The sequence below is a fragment of the Micromonospora palythoicola genome, assembly GCF_036689795.1.
Classification (GTDB): domain Bacteria; phylum Actinomycetota; class Actinomycetes; order Mycobacteriales; family Micromonosporaceae; genus Micromonospora; species Micromonospora palythoicola.
This window is the reverse complement of sequence record NZ_JBAGKI010000007.1, coordinates 77,638-96,941: the sequence shown is the minus strand read 5'-3', so window position 1 is coordinate 96,941 and position 19,304 is coordinate 77,638. Positions and strand designations below refer to the sequence as shown.

The following is a 19,304-nucleotide window of genomic DNA, read 5'->3' as shown; positions in this document are numbered from 1 at the left end:
GCGCCGGGTAGCCGACGGGTGACCAGAGACGGACCGGCGTCACCGGCGCCGCCGACAGATCGCGAGGACCGTCATGGCGCATCACCAGCGCGAGCCCGTGCAGTCCGCCGCCGAACGTGACCGGCGGGAACAGGACGACCGGCGCGGACGGGACTGGGCGGACGACGCGGCCCAGGCACGTTCGGCCGACGATCCCCGGGCGAGAACGCCCCACGACGCCACCGGTCGCCCTTCCCAGGGCGAGCCCATCTGACGATGCGGTAGCGGGGTCAGGCCGGGTTCTCCGGCAGCCGGAGCAGGGGTGCCCTACCGGGCGCCTGCTCCGGCGTCGGCAGGTCCGTACGCGGCGGTGGATTCGGTACGGTCACCGGCTCGTCGCAGGTGACGCGCACCGGCTTGCCGTGGTGGCGCAACTCGATGACCGCGTCCGGGGCGGCATGGTGCAGGGCGTACGTCGTGTCGTGGCCGCGTACGTCGACCCGCAGCCGCATGCCGCACCACTGGAGCGAGAAGGACAGGGCGTTGAGCCGGCTGGACAGGCACGGCGCGAACGACAGCGTCCCGTCATGGTCCCGCAGGCCGCCGAACCCGGCGACCAGTGCGATCCAGGCACCCGCGAGCGAGGCCATGTGCACCCCGTCCCGGGTGTTCTCGTTCAGGTCGTGCAGGTCCATCAGCGCGGCCTCACGCAGGTAGCTGTGCGCCAGATCGGCGTAGCCGACCTCCGCCGCCAGCACCGCCTGGGTGCAGGCCGACAGCGACGAGTCGCGGACCGTACGGCGCTCGTAGTAGAGGAAGTTGCGCAACTTCTCCTCGCTGGTGAAGGCGTCGCCCCGCCAGTGCATGGCCAACTCCAGGTCGGCCTGCTTGATCACCTGCTTGCGGTACAGGTCGAAGTACGGATAGTGCAACAGCAACGGGTACTTGTCCGGTGGGGTCTGCTCGAAGTCCCACTCCTGCAACCGGGTGAAACCCTCCACCTGCTGGTGGACGCGCAACTCCTCGTCGTACGGGATGTGCATGGCGGCGGCGGCGTCCCGCCACGCGGCGGCCTCCTCGTCGGTCACCCGGAGGTGGAACGCCTCGTCGCGGTACCGCGACGCCGCCTCGGCGGCGGTCAGCAGGTTCCGCTGGGCCATCAGGTTCGTGTAGATGTTGTCGTTCTTGACGGCGGTGTACTCGTCGGGACCGGTGACCCCGTCGACGTGGAAGTTGCCGGCACGGTCGTGGTGCCCGAGCGAGCGCCACAGCCGCGCGGTCTCCACCAGCAGCTCCAGCCCGATCTCCCGCTCCAGCTGCCGATCGCCGGTCACCAGCACGTAGCGCCGCAGCGCGTCGGCGATGCCCGCCGCGATGTGGAACGCGGCGGTGCCCGCCGGCCAGTACCCCGACGACTCCGGCCCCTCGATGGTGCGCCACGGAAAGGCGGCACCGGCCAGATTCAGCGTGCGCGCCCGTTCCCGGGCCTGCTCCAGCGTGGAGAAACGCCAGTACAGCGCGTCCCGAACGGCGGCCGGGTGGGTGTATGTCAGCACCGGCAGGACGAACATCTCGGTGTCCCAGAAGGCGTGCCCGTCGTACCCGGGACCGGTGAGCCCCTTGGCCGAGATGGGCCGGCGCTCCGCCCGCGCGCCTGCCTGGAGCACGTGGAACAGGCCGAACCGGACCGCCTGCTGCACCTCCGGATCCCCGTCCACCACGACGTCGGCGGCGTCCCAGAACTCGTCCAGGTACTCCCGCTGCTCACGAACCAGCCCGTCCCAGCCGTCCAGCTTCGCCGCGGCCAACGCGGCACCGACCTGGTCGCGCAGTGCCGGCAGGGAACGCCGACTGGACCAACCGTAGGTCAGGTACTTGACCACCTGGAGCTTCTGCCCCGGCTCCAGTACGCAGGCCACGGTGGTACGGACCCAGTCCTCATAGCCTTCGGAGCCGACGGACGTCCGGGCCGGCGAGGCCACCTCGTGGTCCATCGCGGCGGCGACCCGCAGCCCGGAGACCTTGGTCTGGTGGATCAGCAGCCCACCGGCGGGAGTGGTCAGCTCCTCCTCCGCCTGCAACGGCGACTCCAGCACGGCGGCGACGCGCGGGTCGCGGCTCTGCGGCGGCAACGTCTCGTTGGCCACCAGCTCCGACTGGATGATCAACCGCAGCGGCTTGTCGTCGGCCACCTCCACCTCGTAGCGGATCGCGGCCACCGAGCGCTGCCGGAAGGAGACCAGCCGGGTGGTGTTCACCCGGACCTCGCGGCCGGCCGGCGAACGCCAGTGCAGCGACCGGTGCAGGGTGCCGGCGCGCATGTCGAGGATCCGCTCGTGGGCGAGCACCTCGCCGTAGCGCACGTCGAGCGGCTCGTCGTCGACCATCAGTCGGATGAGCTTGCCGTTCGTGACGTTGACGATGGTCTGGCCGGACTCGGGGAAGCCGAACCCGGCCTCCGCGTACGGCAGGGGCCGCAACTCGTAGAACGAGTTGAGGTAGGTGCCGGGCAACCCGTGCGGCTCACCCTCGTCCAGGTTTCCGCGCAGACCGACGTGTCCGTTGGACAGCGCGAACACCGATTCGGACTGGGCGAGCACGTCCATGTCCAGCCGGGTCTCCCGGACGTGCCACGGTTCGACCGGGTACGCCCGTTCCCGGATCACTCGGGCCGCCCGGTGTCGAGCAGTTCGGCGAGGTCGTCGACCACCACGTCGGCACCGTGCGCGCGCAGCTCGTCGGCATGGCCGGCCCGGTCCACGCCGATCACGTACCCGAAACCGCCGGCCCGGCCGGCTTCGACGCCGGCCAACGCGTCCTCGACCACGGCTGCCTTCTCCGGCACCACGTCGAGCAGTTTCGCTCCGGCGAGGAAGGTGTCCGGATACGGCTTGCCGCGTAGCCCCTCGGCTCGGGCGGTGAGGCCGTCCACCCGTGCCTCCAACAGCGGCTCCAGGCCGGCGGCGGCGACCACCTCGCGGCCGTTGGCGCTGGCCGTGACGACCGCCCGCCGCAGCCCCGCCGCAGCCACCGCCCTGAGGTACGCGACCGAGCCGGGATAGACATCCACCCCGATCGTGCGGATCCGCTCCAGCACCATGGTGTTCTTCTGGTTGCCGAGGCCGTGCACGGTCTGGGCGCCCGGTGGATCCTCCGGTGCCCCCTCCGGCAGCGTGATGCCGCGGGAGGCGAGGAAGGTGCGCACCCCGTCGAGCCGGGGGCGGCCGTCGACGTATCGGTGATAGTCCGGCCCCGGATCGAACGGCCGGTACGGCTCACCGGTGGTGGCCGAGCGCCGGCGCAGGTAGTCGTCGAAGGTCTCGGTCCAGGCGGCATTGTGCACCCGGGCGGTCTGCGTGAGCACACCGTCGAGGTCGAACAGCACAGCGGTCACATGATCAGGCAGGCCGAGCATCGTATCAATCTATCCGCCGATGCGGACCGGCAAACGTACTTCCGCTGATACCGACGCGGCCCCGGGGTGATCAGAGTCCGGCCGCGGAGTCGTACCGGCGGCGCAGATCGGCCATCTCCGACGCCTCCAGTGCCTCCCGCTCCGCCAGCTGCGCGTACTTGGCCGGGAACATCTGGTGCAGCCGGTCGATGAACCTGGTGTCCTCGGTCGCCTCGACCACCTGGATGCCCGCGGGTTCGGTGGACATGTCGATGATCACCGGGCCGGCCAGTTTGACCGCCCAGTCCCAGGGGCGACCCTGCTCGGCGACCCCGCAGAGGTGGAAGCCGTAGACCGTCCGCACGTCGGCGAGCACGGTGACCTCGGCCGGCTCGTAGCCGTAGACGTGCACCCCGCAGATCACCGCGGGCTTTGTCTCTTCCCCGTTCGTCACCTGCTGGATGTCATGTCCGGCGTGGTTGTGCTGCTCCGGGTCCGCCTGCTCCAGCGTGGTACGCATCCAGTTCATGATCTGCCCGTGCAGGTCCGGCGGCTGCGATTTCGACGTGGCCGAGTTGACCAGCACGACGGCACCGGTCGACACCACCAGCAGGATCGCCGCCGCCCACACGTAGCGGTGCCGGAGCCACCTTGCGAAACTCTCCCGGGAAATCATGATCGCTTCTCACCTCGTCGCCGGTTCTGTGCGTTGCGGACCGCTGGGACGCCTCCGGCGCGTCGACGCTCGACTGCGTCGGTCGTGACGCAAACACGTGCCGGTGGTACGTACGGCGGGACACCCTGCCCAGACAGGTGCGACCGTCGTGGTGACGTGGCCCGATGAAGCGGCGCGCGGCGTTCCCAGGGTGGCGCGCTGCCGGTGCTGTTGCTCCCGTGCTGGCCGTGCTCAGCGCGTTTGCCCCCGCGCTGCGGCGATATGAGGTCATTCCAGCACGCCTGACCCCCTCCCGGCAACATCGACAGCCCTCAACGGCGGAGGGGCCGTGGCCGGTGAGCGTTCCATGTCCACAGCGTGCTGGGTCAGGTCAGCCATCGGCGGCGGTAGACAGCGCACCGACGAGGGCGTCCAGCTCCGCCAGCTCAGCCGTGCGGTCCCGGTGCATGCGAGCGGTGAGCGCCTGCAGCGGCGGGCTGTGGCCGGATCTCTGCTGGCCCTGGCACAGCAGTAGGGTCTGCGCCAGATGCGCGCGAAGCAGGGTGGTCGCCAGCGCCGTTGTCTCAGCGACGGGTGCGGCCCGCAGTTCGACCAGGCGGAGTGCGGTCACCATGCCGGGCATCTGGTGGCCTTCGTGGACGTTCTCCTCGGCGAGGTCGCCGGCGGCGAGCAGCGACCGCAGCTCGCGCAACTCCGCGCGATGGGTGGCTCGGAGACGCTTGGTGAGGGCGATCAGATCCGGGTCGATGCCAACGGCCCTGGCGTCGAGATGCTCGAAGAGCGCCAGTGCCCCCTCGTTCATCGGGATGAGCAGTTGCACGAAGGCGTTGTCGGTGCCGTTGAACACGACCGCTGCCGACGGCACGGGCGGAGCGGGCGGCGACCTGTGGTCCGCCCGGCCCAACCCTTGTAGTACGCCGACGGCCAGCGCCGTCGTGGTCAGAGCCACGACGACGCTGGCGACCCGCCGGGTACGGGCTGTGGCCGGACGACCCACGGTGCTCATCGGCTAGTACTCGCCGTCCGGTCCGCACTTGACGATCCGGTTGATGCAGTCGCGCACCCGCCGGGTCAACTCCTGCTCGTTCCACGCGTTCATGAAGTCGGCGTGCATGGTCAGACCGTCTCCGGAGGAGAGCCGAAGTTTCGCCGGGTCACCCGAGACCGGGTAGCGCAGCACCATCCGGATCTTCGGGACCGCGATCGGGTGACTTGACGGACACCTGTCGGCCTGCGGGTACGCCATGTGGGCCGAGTTGACCCGGTACAGGTTCTTGCCGTCCCAGCACTGCGGGAAGTCCAGGTACGTCTCCAACTTGGTGCCGGCCGGGCAGTTGACGAAGTCCTTCGAGGCGCCGACGTGTCCCGCGTGCAGGCAGGACCAGCGGGACCGGCTGTCCGCCTCGCTGGTGGCCTTGGCGTTGCCGGCGACCATCTTGAGCCCGACCGGCATCGGCCGGATCTTCGCCGTGATGTCCCGCGACACCCCTTCACCCAGGTAGTAGAAGGTCGCGCTGTCCGGTGGCACCGCCTTCCCGTCGGCCATCAGGGTGGGGGCCCAGTACGACGACAGGTCCACCTTCGGCGCACAGTTGGTTTTGCCGCCCCTTAGGTCGCCGAGGTTCGTCATCGCGTCGGTGACGTTGTTGCCGAAGAAGTCGTGCGAGTGGGAACCGCCGGGCAGGCCGGGGACCACGATCGGATCGTCCGGCAGCCGGTGGCTGAACTTGCACTCCGCGACGAACTCGGCGATCCGTACCGCGTTGCCCGGAATCGGCTTCGTGCCGGCCGCCGGCACCGGCGGCACGGCCGCCGCCACCTCCGTGCCGCCGGACGACGATGGTGGCGTGCTCGCTGTGGTGTCCGACCCACTGCCGCTCGCGCTCGGGCTGGCGCTGCCGGCGCTGGCGCTCGGCGACTGTCGGTCGGACGCACCGCCGAGACCTTCGGTGGTCTCCGGCGCGGTCGAGGCCGGCTGTCCGGTCGGACCGGCGGCATCCGGCACGGAGGGCACTTCTCGGCAACCGGCCAACAGCACCGAGCCGAGCAGCACGACAGCGGTCGCCGGGCGCAACCTCTTCGATAGGGGACGCAGGGGCATGCGAGGTAGAACCTTTCTGATGGGCGTGACGATTATGCCTTGAGGAAGTACTTCCGAAATGGCTGCGCCGGTTCTTTCTTCGGCTTTCCAGCGTGATTTTTCGTCACCCGAAATCGGTAATCCAGCGACGGTTCGGTGCGTTCAGCGAATGCCGGAAAGTTGACGTGGACCGACTCACGGTCACTGCTGCCAGCGAACAGTGGGCGCCTCAGCGGGCGGCTTGGAAGGCGCGGCCCACCGCCGTGGCCTGAGTGCCGGTACGGAACAACCCAGAACGATCCCGATCAGTGGCCGGCAGCCCGAACCAGGCGTAACGCTGCACGTACGACAACCCGGCCAACATCTTCGTCGCCGCGCTCAGAAACGCCGCCTGCTGCGCCTGCGACGGAAACTGCTGACCACCACCATCGAACCGGATCAACGCGAACTCGGTCAACCAGATCGGCTTGCCGTACCGCCGATGCACCGCCTCCACGTACCGCCGCAACTGGTCCACCGCATTCGCCGTGGTGAAGTCACCGCCGTACCAGTGCAGCGTGATGAAGTCCACCCGGTAACCCCGCTCCTTCGCCCCGGCCATGAAACGGTCCAACCAACCACCCGGATCCGCACCACCCCAGGCCACCGCCGGACTGCCCAACGTGCTGCCCGTGGCCATCAACCGAGGCCACAACTCCAACGCCCGCTCCACACTCATGTTCGACTGCTCCGCCATGTCCGGCTCGTTGAATCCGAGCAGGTACGGGCCGGCGGCCTTGGCACGGGCCAACTCCTCCGTGGTGACGCTGGCCGCGCCCCAGATCATCGGTACGAAGCTGGCACCCCGGGGCGCGGTGACACCCGGATACCCCGTACCCCAGGTGTAGAACCAACCCGCCCCCGAATTCGCCAACGCCTGGCCCGCACCTTCGAAGTTCCACACCCCCACCCCCTTACGCGCCGACGACACCACGGTCACCGGCTTCCGGGGAGTCGCCTGCGAGCTGGGTGACCGATCCGTCGAGGCATCCGATGTGGAGGACGCGTCCGCCCGCGACGGGGTGGGTGTGCTGGCGGAGGTGGCAGAGATGTCCGCACCGGCGGAGACGTTCGGGGCGGCGATGCTCGGGCTCGCGGTAGCGCCCGGCGGATCAGGCAACACGGGTGCTGCGGCTGACTGCCCGCGCGGCTCCGCCGACTGCGCGCAGGCGGTGAGCAGTAGCGCGCTGGACAGCAACGCGACGGTAAGCGATCGATAGGTCCGGTGGACAACCGGCTTGGCCATTTGCGGCGCACCTCCCTTGTACCGCAACGGACCATACGTCCGCCGGCACCCGATTCTCGACCTCCCTGACTTATCTCTGGCTTAATTACAGAAACCGCGCGACCGTCGATGCCGAAATAGCGAGCGGGGGGTGAAATCAATGTCACTGATCGGGTCGCCCGGAAACCGTAATATCGGGCCCCTGGAGCGAGTCGGCCTCAGCGGGCGGCTTGGAAGGCGCGGCCCACCGCCGTGGCCTGAGTGCCGGTACGGAACAACCCAGAACGATCCCGATCAGTGGCCGGCAGCCCGAACCAGGCGTAACGCTGCACGTACGACAACCCGGCCAACATCTTCGTCGCCGCGCTCAGAAACGCCGCCTGCTGCGCCTGCGACGGAAACTGCTGACCACCACCATCGAACCGGATCAACGCGAACTCGGTCAACCAGATCGGCTTGCCGTACCGCCGATGCACCGCCTCCACGTACCGCCGCAACTGGTCCACCGCATTCGCCGTGGTGAAGTCACCGCCGTACCAGTGCAGCGTGATGAAATCGACCCGGTAACCCCGCTCCTTCGCCCCGGCCATGAAACGATCCAACCAACCACCCGGATCCGCACCACCCCAGGCCACCGCCGGACTACCCAACCTGCTGCCCGTGGCCATCAACCGAGGCCACAACTCCAACGCCCGCTCCACACTCATGTCCGCCTGCTCCGCCATGTCCGGCTCGTTGAAGGTCAGCAGGTGCTTCCCGGCCGACTTCGCCCGAGCCAACTCGGTCGGCGTCACGTTCTCCTCGGCGCGGATCATCGGCACGAAGTCGGCCCCCCGAGGTGCGGTGATGCCTGGATGCCCCGTGCCCCAGGTGTAGAACCAACCCGCCCCCGAATTCGCCAACGCCTGGCCCGCACCCTCGAAGTTCCACACCCCCACCCCCGTACGCGCCGACGACACCACGGTCACCGGCGGCTTTCGAGAGGTGACCCGCGGGCTGGGGGACGGGCTCGCCGGGGCTGCGGACGGAGTCGGCGAGGTGGTGACGGCGATCGGTGCCGGCGGTGGCGCCGCGAACGACGGCGGTGCCTCGTCCGGCCGGGTGACCACCACGGCGGCGGTGCCGACGACCAACGCCACCACCCCGGCGGCGATCGCCCCGACCAGTCCGCGCGGGGCACTCGTGACCAGGTCGATCATTCCCGCACCTGTCTCACCGCCGGGCGGTGCCGCCGGAAGCCCCTGCCCGCCGGCAAGGGTGGGCTGGTGACCGCCGGCACCGGGCGCGGCGGGTACGAGGGGATGATGCGCGGCGACACCAGTGGCGGGCACGGCTGCGGTCGGTAGCTCGACACCGAGACCGGGAGGCAGCGGCAGCAGCGGCAGGCCGGCGAGCAGCCGGTCGATCGGCACCAGGACGCCACTCGCCCGCCGGCAGGACGCGCAGTCGCGGACGTGTCGGATCAGACGCTTGCGCCACAGCGGCGTCGGGACGCCGTTCCATCCTCCGGTGAGCGCGTGCAGGTCCGAGCACCCCGGTTGCGCCCGCAGCGCACGTACCACCAGGCGGGCGGCCTGCAACTGCTCCTTCATCCGGTGCACCCGCACGGCCACGTGACCGACAGGCAGGCCGAGAGCCTCGGCCAGGTCCGCCCGGATCAGGTCGCCGGTCTCCTCCAGCCACCAGAGCGCCAACAGTTCCTGGTCGCCCTCGTCCAGCCATCGGGTCGCCTCGGCGACTTCCCGCCGCTGGTCGGTCAGGCCGAGCCGGAGGATGGTCAGCCCGGCGAAGTCGGCTCGGGGGTCGGGTAGGTCCTCGGCGGCGTCCAGCTCGGCGAAACGCCCCAACGCGATGCGGCGGCGCTGCTCCCAGTCACGCACCTGCCGGACGGTGATCGCCACCAGCCATGATCGGAACGCCGCCGGGTCGTGCAGGTCGGACAGGTGACGAACCACCCGTACCAGGGTCTCCTGCACCACATCGTCCACGTCGGCGTCACCACGTAGGGCCCGGCCCACGATGTTGTAGACGAGGGGAAGCGAGGCCGCCACGACCTCGTCGAGCGCACGCCGATCTCCGCCCCGAGCGGCGATCACCAGCCCGACGTCGAGCAGCTCCCGACCCATTGCCGACATGTCAGATCCCCCAAGCGCATCCGGCCACCGTGCGGGCATGGCCCCTGTATGGGAGACCTTGAGCCGTCGGTCGGATTACCGCATTGTGCGGCCATGACCTGGATCATTCCCAGGCACCTGGAATCCGGGTGCAGCGGGTCGGGTCAGTGCGGGCGGAGGGTCCAGATGACGGTCATCTCCGCGGTCGGCTTGCCCTCCTCGGTGGCGATCTCCACGCGTACCGGAAACTCGGGTCGCTCGCCGGCCTCCAGCTCCGCGACCACCTCGGCCGGCGGGCGGCCGAGCCGCGCCGTCGCCCGCACCGGGCCCAGGGCGAGCTTGCGGTACGCGATCTCCGCCCGCACCGCCAGCGGCGTTGCCCGGTCGAGCAGGTGACCGAAGGCGGCGAGCACGACCGCACCGGAGGCGGTCTCCCCGAGGGTGAACATGGCCCCGGCGTGCGGGCCACCGATGTGGTTGTGGGTGGCCGGCGAGTCGGGCAGCCGGACCACCGCCCGCACCGAACCCTCCGCCTCCGGGGCCACCTCGACGAATTCGAAGCCGAGCGTACGGGCGAAGGGCACCGCCTCGAGCATGCCGGCCGCCACCTGCCGCGAGTCGATAGTCATACCATCAAGCTACCCGCCAGTAACTTCCCTAGGCAAGGAGAGCGAACCGTGGCAGCGCAGGCGGCCGACACGCCGACTCCGGCGCACCCGCACTGCCACGGATCGGGTCAGCTCCGCTTGGCGTACGCCAGGAAGGAGCGCCAGGTGTCGGGGGTGAAGGTGAGCGCCGGGCCGTGGGGGTGCTTGCTGTCGCGCACGCCAACCACACCGGGCAGGTTGTCGGCGACCTCGACGCAGTTGCCCTGGTTGCCGCTGCTGCGGCTGCTCTTGCGCCAGATCGCGCCGGTCAGGTCCATGATTCCGCCGCCTCCGAGATCATCTTGAGGGTGGCCCCGTGCGGCAGCGCCTCGGCCCGGACGGACTCCCAGTGCTGCCGCAGGGAGTTTACGTCCACAGTGCGCTCCACGATGGTGCCCTTCAACTGGTTGTCGAGGTAGGCGAGATCGTCGCCCTCGGGCGGCGTGGCGATCACGAAGGCACCGTTGAGCCCGGGATAGGCGCCCACACCCCGGGGCACCACGTGCAGGTGCACCCGTGTCCGGTCGCCCACCGCCACCAGGTGCCGCAACTGCTCCCGCATCACCTTCGGGCCGCCCACCGGTCGCTCCAGCACCGTGTAGTCGAGCACCGCCACCAGCAGCGGCGGTCTCGGCCGGTCGAGCACCTTCTGCCGGTCGAGCCGGGCGGCCAGCGGCTGCTCGACCTGGTCGCCGACCAGGTGGCTGGCACCCTCGTAGAGCGCGCGGGTGTAGTCCTCGGTCTGGAGCAGGCCGGGCACCACCAGCGGCTCGAAGCTGCACAGCGCGGTGGCCTCCTGCTCGATCGTCACCCACTCCCGGAACCACGGCATCAGGCTCTCCTTGAGGATCGCCTCCCGGATGCGCAGCAGCAGCCCCTCGCCGTGCAGCGCGTCGTCGCAGCGCTGGGTGAACTCCTCCCGGGGCGCGCGGCGGCACTGTTCGACGGAGGCCACCAGCGACGCCGAATAGTTGATCTGCTCGCCGAGCGCCTCCTGGGAGAGGCCGGCCTTCGTCCGCAGCCGGCGCAACTCGCCGGCGAACAGATCGAGCAAGGGCATCCGATCCATCTGCACACCTCTGCACGTCGGTGCCCGCCGTGTCGTACGGCCGGGCTGGTCGGGGGTGATCGCCTTCCGAAGCTAGTGGTGTCCTCACCAGACTGTCACGTAGCGGATACCCCGAGTTGCGGCAGGCTGTGGGGTTTCCGTACCCGGGGTCCGTCCGGCCTCCCCCGCCGAGACGGACCCCGGACCCGACGGCGGCAATCGGAGACAGTGGATCGGAGCGAGCGGACATGACCAGCCCTGTGCCGAACCGACCGGTGATCAGCCATCAACTACCGCAGCCAGGCGGCGGACCAGCCCCCGACCGCCCCCGGGCGTACCCGGTCCACGAGACGCCGCACACCCCGCTGCGTCCGCTGTGGTGCTGCCGGGCCTGCGGCCATCCGTGGCCCTGCTCGATGGCCCGCCTACTGCTCAAGGTCGAGTACGGCCGCAACGAGATCGGCCTGTCGATCTACCTCTCCGGCCTCTTCTACGAGGCCACCCGCGACCTCTACCGGCTCAACCCCCACGACGGCCCCACCCCACGGCAATTGTTCACCCGCTTCGTGGCCTGGTCCCCGTACCGCCGCCCGCTCCCCGCACCGCGCTGATCATGCGGTTGTGGCACGTGACAAAGGGCATTTCTGCCGCATATCGAGTGCCACGACTGCATGATCCGCGGAGCAGGGGATCCGCGGAGCAGGGGGTCAGCGCCAGCCGACGTCGATGCGGTCGCCGCGCTCGTCGAAGAAGTGCAGGGCGTCCATGCGTACCTGGACCGCGAGCGGGTGGCCGGCGGTGACGGCGGGGTACGGGGCGAGCCGGACCGCGAGTTCGGCCGGGCGGCGGTGGTGCCGGCCCGGGTCGTGCAGCACGCTGGCCCGGGTGCCGTTCGTCGCCGGTGTCGTCGACTCGCCGGCCCGGCCGGTGATCCGCTGCATCACCTGGCCGAACCGGCGCAGGCCGCGCTGGCCGGGCGGCGCGTCCGCGTCCGCCGGGGCGCCGATGTCGTCCACCATGATGGCGGTCGCACCGATGTCGAGGAAGGCGAGCGACTCGTGGCCGTGGTGCTCCAGGTAGCGGATGCGGCCCTGGAGCACGTCACCGGGGGTGTCCGGGGCGACCGGGGTGAGCGCCTCGGCACGCATCCCGACCACGATCCGCTCGCCGTGGTAGTGCGCCACGGCCCGGCTGCGGATGTCGTCCCAGGGCAGGTAGAGCGCCTGTTCCCCGAGGGTGAGCGTGACGTAACGATCGAGGTGGACGTAGACCGACGCCTCCAGCAGGTTCATCCGGGGGCTGCCCAGGAACGCGGCCACGTAGAGGGTCGCCGGCCGGCCGTACACCTGGGTCGGTGTGCCCACGTCCTGGAGCACACCCTTGCGCATGATGGCGACCCGGTCGGCCATGGTCAGCGCCTCGGCCTGGTCGTGCGTCACGTAGATGGTGGTGACCCCAAGCTCGCGGGTCAGGCCGGAGATCTCCGCCCGCAGCTCCGCCCGCAGGCCACTGTCCAGGTTGGACAGCGGCTCGTCCATCAGGAACAGCCCCGGCCGGCGGACGATCGCCCGGCCCATCGCGACCCGCTGCCGCTGCCCACCGGAGAGCTGGCTGGGACGCCGGGCCAGCACGTCACCGATGCCCAGCGCGCTGGCCACGTCGGTGACCCGCTCGCCGCGTGGGGTCGACTCGACCCCGGCCAGCTTGAGCGGGAAGGCGATGTTGTCGTTGACGCTCATGTGCGGGTAGAGCGCGAAGTCCTGGAAGACCATGGCGATCTTCCGCTCCCGGGGCGGCAGGTCGTTGGCCAGTTCCCCGTTGAGCATCACCGCGCCGGAGGTCGGGTCCTCCAGGCCCGCGACCATCCGCAGCACCGTCGACTTCCCACAGCCGGACGGCCCGAGCAGCACCATGAACTCACCGTCGTTCACGTCCAGGTTGATGCTGTCGACCGCGACCGTGCCGTCTCGGAAGACCTTTGTGACGTCCTTGAGTGCGACGGTGGTCACCGTCTCCTCCCCACCTCGTCCACGGAACCCCGAATGACTGTGGCCAGGATCATGCGGATGGCACATCGGGTAAACGTGCCATGTTTGAAACGTGACAGACCTATTACGTTCCATCGATTAGCGGCGATTGTGCGGAACTTCCAACTCAGGCCGGGTTCTCGCCGAGGAACACCCGGCGCACCACCCGGTCGGCGGCGCGCCCGTCCTCCAGGGCGCAGAACCGCTCCCGGAAGCGCGCCCGGGCCCGCTCGGCGTCGGCTGAGCGCAGCGCACCCGAGCGGAACACGTCGAGCAGTTCGGTGAGGTTCCGGGCCACCGGGCCGGGCGGCTCGGCGACGATGTCCAGGTAGACGCCCCGGGTCAACCGGTAGGCGTCCCAGTCCGGCGCGTAGATGACGATCGGCCGGTCCAGTACGGCGTAGTCGAACATCGCCGACGAGTAGTCGGTGACCAGCACGTCGGCGGCGAGGTAGAGATCCTCGACCCGGGGATGGGCACTGACGTCCAGGACCCGACCACGGGCCGCCGCGGGTGGCCGCCGCCGGTCCCGGTCGTGGAAGTAGTGGCTGCGCATCAGCAGCAGGCCGGCGGGGCCCAGCGCGTCCAGGAAGCGCTCCGGGTCGAACGGCGGCCGGTACCGGGGCAGATGCTCCCGGTGGGTCGGCGCGTACAGCACGACCTGCTCACCGAGGCCGGCGTCGAACTCCGCGCGCAGCCGCAGCACCTCCTCGGCGGTCGCGGTGACCAGCCGGTCGTTGCGCGGGTAGCCCACCTCCAGCGTGGCGTATCCGGCCGGATAGGCGCGTTCCCACATCTGGGTGGAGAAGCTGTTCGAGGTGACGCTGTAGTCCCACCGGTCCACCCGGCGCAGCAGGCCGACGAAGTCCATCCCGCCCGCACCCAGCGGATAGCGCTGCTGGTCCAGCCCCATCACCTTGACCGGGGTGCCGTGGTGGGTCTGCACGTGCACCGTGCCGGGCCGTTTGCGTACCGAGTCCGGGAAGTTGACGTTGTTGATCAGCCATCGGGCCCGCGCCAGCGTCCGGTGGTACGCGGGCGTGCCCGCGACCACGTACTCGACCCCCTCGGGCAGGGTGTGCACCCGGTCCCGCCGGACGATCCACACGCCCCGGACCTGCGGTGCCAGCCGGCGGGCCGCTTCGTAGATCGCGGCGGGATTGCAGGCGTAGCCGCGGTACCAGTACGCGGCGTAGACGGCCAGGTTGTCCTCGACCGGCCGGCGTCGCTCGGCCCGCTGGTACTGGCGCAGCGCCACGTCACGGGCCCGCCGCACGCCGAGCCGGGCCGGTGGCAGCACCCGTCGGCGGGTCCGGCCGGCCAGCCGGCGGGTGGCTTCCCCCGCCCGGCTCGCGGCTCGCAACGCGCTGAACGTACGCCATCGGCCGGCCGCCACCAGCCGGTGCTTGAGCCCTTCGACCCCGCTCGGCACCCGATGCCCGTCGAGCGGCCGGAACCGGGCGTGCTCGATGGCGACCCGGGCGAAGAAGGTCGGCCGCAGCTCCGGCCCGATCCGGTCACCGTTGCCGAGCACCACCAGGTAGTGCCACATCATCCGCTCGAAGATCGCCGGCCGCAGCTCCTCGGCCCTGAGCCGGTCGAGTTCCCGGAACACCCGGTGCCACTGCTCGAACACGTCGAAGTGACGCTCACCGCGGGTTCTCGTGATCGCCCCCGCCCGCCGCTGCCGGTAGTTCACGCAGACCTGGTCCAGCACGCCGATCCGGTCGGCGGCCAGCAGCACCGGATAGCTGAACGAGACGTCCTCGTACCAGCCGGGTGCGAAGCGCAGCCCCACGTCCGCCAGGAACTGCCGGCGGACCAGCCGGTTCCACGCGGTGTGCAGCAGGTTCACCGTCTCCGGCCGCTCGACCAGCCGGAACGTCACCGGCCCCGGCGGTACGGGAAAGACCTCGGCCATCGCGCTGCGGGTCACCGTGTCGTCCCAGTGCGCGCGTACGTGGTCGACCAGCAGCACGTCCGGCCGGGTCTGGCGGAGTCGGGCGGCCACCTCGACCAGGCAGTCCGCCGCCAGCCAGTCGTCGCCGTCGACGAACCAGACGTACTCGCCGGCCGCCCGGTCCAACCCGACGTTGCGCGCCGGTCCCAGCCCGACGTTGCGCTCCAGTCGTACGGCGGTCACCCGCTCGTCGCGCTCGGCGTACTCGGCGAGGATGTCGCCGCTGCCGTCGGGCGAGCAGTCGTCGATCCCGATCACCTCGATGTCGGCGACCGGTTGGGCGAGGATCGAGTCCAGGCATTCCCGCAGGTAGCCCTGCACCCGAAAGGCCGGGACGACGAAGCTGACAAGCGTCATCGTCCCGGCCCCTCCTCAGCGCGTCGCGCGACCTCCGGCACCCGCCGGCACCCGCGTGGCCCGGGCCGGCCGGACGAACCAGGCCAGCACCACGCTCGCCACGAAGAGCACCAGAAGGTAAGAACCGAGTGTAGCCAGACCAATACTCACGATTCCGGCGATCGTCGCCAATGCCAGCACCACCGATCGCCCCTCCCAGCCCAGGGTGGCCGCGTGCAGCGGCGGCGCCGGTTGCCGCTTCTCCAGCCGGGCGACCAGATCGTAGTGGTGCAGGGTGAGCACGAAGAGGTACCCGAAGATCAGCCAGAGGGGCGCTCCGCCGATCAGCCCGACCGCGATGGCGAACAGGAACTCGGCCGCCCGCAGCGCCGCCGGCACCAGCCAGTCCAGCGGCCCGTTGTGTGCCGCCCGCGCCCCGGCCGCGCCGACCAGCAGCACCAGCAGCGCCACCGGCACCGCGACCCACGACACCGCCGGCACGGCCGTCCACCGCCACCAGTCCGCCGAATCGATCTCCCCGGCCGCGCCGCCGGCCCCGAACAGGTCCACGGACGACGCCGGCAGGCGGAGCACCAGCCCGAGCAGGAGCAGGATCGCCGCGCCGAGCGCCGCCACCACCGCGAGCGCCAGCGGCCCCGGCCGCCGCAGCACCGGTAGCCGGGCGGCCAGCGGACCGTCGTCGCGGTGCAGGGTCGCGTCCAGGGTGTCCAGCACCGGCACCCACATCCACCGGGCCCGCAGCGTACGCAGCCCACCGGTGTACGCGAACGCCAGCGCGCCCCAGGTCAGCACCGCCAACAGCGCGATCCGCTGGTCGAAGAGCGCCACCGCCAGCGAGATCAACGCCCACCGCTCCCCGATCGGGAAGACCACCGTGCGCTTGAGCCAGTACGACACCGAGCCGGTGTCCGCCTGCACCCGGGTCGACGCCGCGTTCAGCCGGTCACCGATGCCACCGCCACCGCCACCGACGCTCTTCGGCCGGCGCGCCGCCTCGTCGTGCAGCACGCCGTACCACGCGTCGGTCATGTGCCGCACCGTCTGCATGGTCATCGCGGCGATCGCGAGGGCCCAGCCGTACCGGAACCCGGCCTGGGTCGCGCCGAGGCCGAGCCCGGCGTAGACGAGGTACTCCTTGGCCCGGTCGGCCATGGTGTCCAGCCAGCCACCCCAGGCGCTGAAGTTGCGGGTGTACCGCGCCAGCTGACCGTCCACGCAGTCCAACACGAACCCGAGGTAGAGCAGCACCGCACCGACCACCAGCAACGGCCGGCCACCCGCGGCGAACAGCGCCGCCGCGGCCACCGCGAAGGCCACCGACACCATGGTCACCGCCGTCGGGCTCAACCCCAACCGGGCGCAGACCTTCGTGACGTACGGCGACCAGGTGCTGACGAAGTAGGTGGTGAAGAAGTCGTCCTTCTCCTTCACCGACAGCCGCAGCTCGGCCCGGTCCTCGTCGACCGCGGCCACCGCCGCCTCCGCCCGGGCCAGGCCGGTGGCCTCATCGACCCGGTGCGCGACGAGCAGGCGTACCCGGTGCGCGAAGACGAGCGCACCCTGCCCGGTGAGGGCGGCGAAGAGCCGGTCCACGGCGGGCCCGGCCGCCGCGTCCGGCCGGTCGACCGGCCGGGCCGGCTCGAACAGGTCGACCGGGACGGCTCCGGCCGGTAGCCGACCGGCGGCTACCGCACGGGCGGCGGCCACCAGCGCCGGTACGTCCTCCCGGCCCACCCGCACCGCGCCGCCGAAGGTGCCGGTGGCCGCGCCCCCGGCCAACTGCTCGGCGCGGCCCGCCTCGACCACCTGGCCGCGCTCCTCGCGCAGCACCGTCCGACCCTCGGTGGGCGGATCGGTCAGCACCAGCGCCACGGTCGGCCCGACCGGGCTGGTCAGCAGGTGCCGTAGGACGGCCGTGTGCGCGACCAGGTCGGCCCCGCTGACCACCACCGGACCGTCGGCCGAGCCCGCCAGATCGGCCAGCTCGTCGAGGTCGGCGACCACCCGTACCTCGCTCGCGCCGGCCCGGCGCCACTGGCTGGCCAGCCGTTCACCAATCGTCTCGCCGGTACCTGTCGGCAGGCTCGCGGCCGGTGATGCGGCGGCGAGCACGATCGCGAGGGTCACCGGGGAACCGCGTCGTGGTACGCGGCCAGCGCCTCGGCGATCGTGCCGTCGACGCTCAGCCGGCCCGCGTCGAGGAAGAGCCCCCGACGGCAGAACCGGGTCAGATCCTTTTCGTTGTGTGACACCAGCACCAGAGTGCGCCCCTCCCCGAGCAGACGGTCGATGGTCGTGTAGCACTTCTTGCGGAACTCGGCGTCGCCGACCGCCGTCACCTCGTCCATCAGCAGGATCGGGTGCGGCAGGTGCGAGATGATCGCGAAACCGAGCCGCACCTTCATCCCGGACGAGTAGTGCCGCACCGAGGTGTCGATGGCGCGTTCCACCTGCTCACCGGCGAAGGAGACGATCTCGTCGAAGTGCCGTTTCAGGTAGCCCGACGACAGCCCGTGCAGGCCGCCCACCAGGTACAGGTTCTCCCGCCCGGTCAGGTCGTTGGAGAAGCCGGCGGAGAGTTCCAGCAGCGGCGCGACGTCGCCCGAGACCCGGATCCGTCCCTCGTCGGGGATCAGCACCCCGGCGATCAGCCGGAGCAGGGTGCTCTTGCCGGTGCCGTTGCGGCCGATCACCCCGACGGTCTCCCCCGGCGTGACCGAGAAGGAGACGTCGCGCAGCGGCCAGAACCGGCCGTCGGAGGCGCCCCGCGTACCCCGGTGGATGAACAGCTCCCGCAGCCGCAGCTGCCGGCGGCGGTTGCGGACGAACCGGATGCCGAGGCCCTCCGCCTCGATGATCGGCTCAGCCATCAGAGTTCCTTGAGCACGGCGGGTTCGAGCCGGCGGAACGCCCACCAGCCGGCCACGAGCAGCAGCAGGCTGGTGCCGATGGTGGTGGCGAGCAACCGGGCACCCGGGAACTCGTCCGGGTACCACACCGCGTGGTGCAGCTGGAAGATGCCGACAAGAGGGTTGAGTTCGTAGCTCACCCGGAGCCAGCCCGGCAGACCGGAGTCGCGGACCAGGCTCAGCGGGTAGATGATCGGCGTGGCGTAGAAGAGCACCCGGATGACCAGGCGCATGAACCGCTCCACGTCGCGCATCAGCACGTTGAACGCGGACAGCAGCAACGCCAGCCCGATCAGCAGGATCGCCTGCACCAGCACCGCGAGCGGCAGGGCGAGCAGCGACCAGCCCGGTTCGATCCGGCCCTGTGCCGCGTACCAGATCGCGATGGCGACGAGGATCGGCAGGCCGGCGGCGTACTCGGCGAAGCGACCGACCACGCGGCCGATCGGGAAGACCTGCCGGGGCACGTTCATCGTGGTGATCAGCCGGGCCTGGCCGGTGAGTGCGTGGGTGGCCTCACTCAACGCCGAGCTGGTCCACATCCAGGCGAAGATCCCGGTGATCAGGAACAGCGGGTACGACCCGGCGGCCTCGCCGAGATGCCGGTTGGTGTCGCGGGAGTAGAGCACGCCGAAGACGAACCAGTAGATCGCGCCCATGCCCAGCGGCTCGATCAACGACCAGAGGTAGCCCAGCACCGACTGCTGATACTTCACCGCGAGGTCGCGCCGGACCAGGATGCGCAGCGAGCCGCGGTGCGACCACAACGCCCCGACGCCAGAGGTCACCGCCGCCTCCCGCCTGCTGAACGGACGACAGGTTAGCAGCCGGTGAACGCCGCCCGACGAG

At 70.6% G+C, this 19,304-nt stretch carries 16 protein-coding genes and 1 pseudogene; 2 read left to right on the top strand and 15 right to left on the bottom strand.

Annotated features, from left to right (window positions below; all coding sequences use genetic code 11):
• Positions 1-73: 73 nt before the first annotated feature.
• Entirely contained in the window at positions 74-253 is a 180-nt protein-coding gene (locus V5O40_RS05290; protein ID WP_164446387.1) for a hypothetical protein, read from the top strand.
• A gap of 16 nt (positions 254-269) precedes the next feature.
• On the opposite strand, the gene V5O40_RS05285 is transcribed toward V5O40_RS05290, so the two are convergent.
• The 10 genes from V5O40_RS05285 to V5O40_RS05240 all read right to left on the bottom strand — a co-directional run bounded on the left by V5O40_RS05285 (position 270) and on the right by V5O40_RS05240 (position 11,223).
• Positions 270-2,645: a glycoside hydrolase family 65 protein gene (locus V5O40_RS05285; protein ID WP_332904404.1), complete on the bottom strand. Its 2,376-nt coding sequence runs from the start codon at positions 2,643-2,645 to the stop codon at positions 270-272.
• Positions 2,642-3,394 (bottom strand): HAD family hydrolase, encoded by a 753-nt coding sequence (locus tag V5O40_RS05280; protein ID WP_332904403.1) that lies wholly within the window; start codon positions 3,392-3,394, stop codon positions 2,642-2,644. The genes V5O40_RS05285 and V5O40_RS05280 overlap by 4 nt, the downstream gene beginning before the upstream one ends.
• Positions 3,395-3,464: 70 nt before the next feature.
• Positions 3,465-4,049, bottom strand: coding sequence for a hypothetical protein (locus V5O40_RS05275; protein WP_332904402.1), 585 nt, complete (start codon positions 4,047-4,049; stop codon positions 3,465-3,467).
• Positions 4,050-4,419: 370 nt separating this feature from the next.
• Positions 4,420-4,896 (bottom strand): DUF305 domain-containing protein, encoded by a 477-nt coding sequence (locus tag V5O40_RS05270; RefSeq protein ID WP_332904401.1) that lies wholly within the window; start codon positions 4,894-4,896, stop codon positions 4,420-4,422.
• 162 nt (positions 4,897-5,058) lie between these two features.
• Positions 5,059-6,150 (bottom strand): DUF1996 domain-containing protein, encoded by a 1,092-nt coding sequence (locus V5O40_RS05265; RefSeq protein WP_332904400.1) that lies wholly within the window; start codon positions 6,148-6,150, stop codon positions 5,059-5,061.
• 208 nt (positions 6,151-6,358) lie between these two features.
• The gene (locus V5O40_RS05260) at positions 6,359-7,414 is read right to left on the bottom strand and encodes a glycosyl hydrolase (protein ID WP_332904399.1); all 1,056 of its coding nucleotides are present in this window, start codon (positions 7,412-7,414) and stop codon (positions 6,359-6,361) included.
• Positions 7,415-7,611: 197 nt separating this feature from the next.
• Complete coding sequence (locus tag V5O40_RS05255; RefSeq protein WP_332904398.1) at positions 7,612-9,528, bottom strand: sigma-70 family RNA polymerase sigma factor; 1,917 nt, start codon at positions 9,526-9,528, stop codon at positions 7,612-7,614.
• A 143-nt stretch (positions 9,529-9,671) separates the two neighbouring features.
• A complete protein-coding gene (locus V5O40_RS05250; protein ID WP_332904397.1) occupies positions 9,672-10,136 on the bottom strand; it encodes a DUF4442 domain-containing protein in 465 nt (154 codons plus the stop codon).
• Positions 10,137-10,243: 107 nt separating this feature from the next.
• Positions 10,244-10,432 carry a DUF397 domain-containing protein gene (locus V5O40_RS05245; protein WP_332904396.1) on the bottom strand — a complete coding sequence of 63 codons (189 nt, stop codon included), beginning with the start codon at positions 10,430-10,432 and terminating at the stop codon, positions 10,244-10,246.
• The gene (locus tag V5O40_RS05240) at positions 10,423-11,223 is read right to left on the bottom strand and encodes a helix-turn-helix domain-containing protein (RefSeq protein WP_332904395.1); all 801 of its coding nucleotides are present in this window, start codon (positions 11,221-11,223) and stop codon (positions 10,423-10,425) included. The genes V5O40_RS05245 and V5O40_RS05240 overlap by 10 nt, the downstream gene beginning before the upstream one ends.
• 254 nt (positions 11,224-11,477) lie before the next feature.
• Between V5O40_RS05240 and V5O40_RS05235 the strand changes: the two genes are divergently transcribed.
• Positions 11,478-11,813 carry a hypothetical protein gene (locus tag V5O40_RS05235; protein WP_281583252.1) on the top strand — a complete coding sequence of 112 codons (336 nt, stop codon included), beginning with the start codon at positions 11,478-11,480 and terminating at the stop codon, positions 11,811-11,813.
• A 96-nt stretch (positions 11,814-11,909) separates the two neighbouring features.
• Here the strand turns inward: V5O40_RS05235 and V5O40_RS05230 are convergent, their stop codons facing one another.
• The 5 genes and pseudogenes from V5O40_RS05230 to V5O40_RS05210 form a co-directional block, all read right to left on the bottom strand.
• Positions 11,910-13,211, bottom strand: a complete 1,302-nt coding sequence (locus V5O40_RS05230; protein ID WP_332904394.1) for an ABC transporter ATP-binding protein — start codon at positions 13,209-13,211, stop codon at positions 11,910-11,912.
• 145 nt (positions 13,212-13,356) lie between these two features.
• On the bottom strand, positions 13,357-15,546 hold the full coding sequence (locus V5O40_RS05225) for a bifunctional glycosyltransferase/CDP-glycerol:glycerophosphate glycerophosphotransferase (RefSeq protein ID WP_332904393.1): 2,190 nt from the start codon (positions 15,544-15,546) through the stop codon (positions 13,357-13,359).
• A 15-nt stretch (positions 15,547-15,561) separates the two neighbouring features.
• Entirely contained in the window at positions 15,562-17,673 is a 2,112-nt protein-coding gene (locus tag V5O40_RS05220) for a DUF5941 domain-containing protein (protein WP_408631829.1), read from the bottom strand.
• A pseudogene (locus V5O40_RS05215) lies at positions 17,670-18,275 on the bottom strand (ABC transporter ATP-binding protein); the annotation flags it as partial. The pseudogene V5O40_RS05215 and the gene V5O40_RS05220, both read right to left, overlap by 4 nt.
• Before the next feature lie 140 nt (positions 18,276-18,415).
• The gene (locus tag V5O40_RS05210) at positions 18,416-19,243 is read right to left on the bottom strand and encodes an ABC transporter permease (RefSeq protein WP_281582911.1); all 828 of its coding nucleotides are present in this window, start codon (positions 19,241-19,243) and stop codon (positions 18,416-18,418) included.
• Positions 19,244-19,304: the final 61 nt, after the last annotated feature.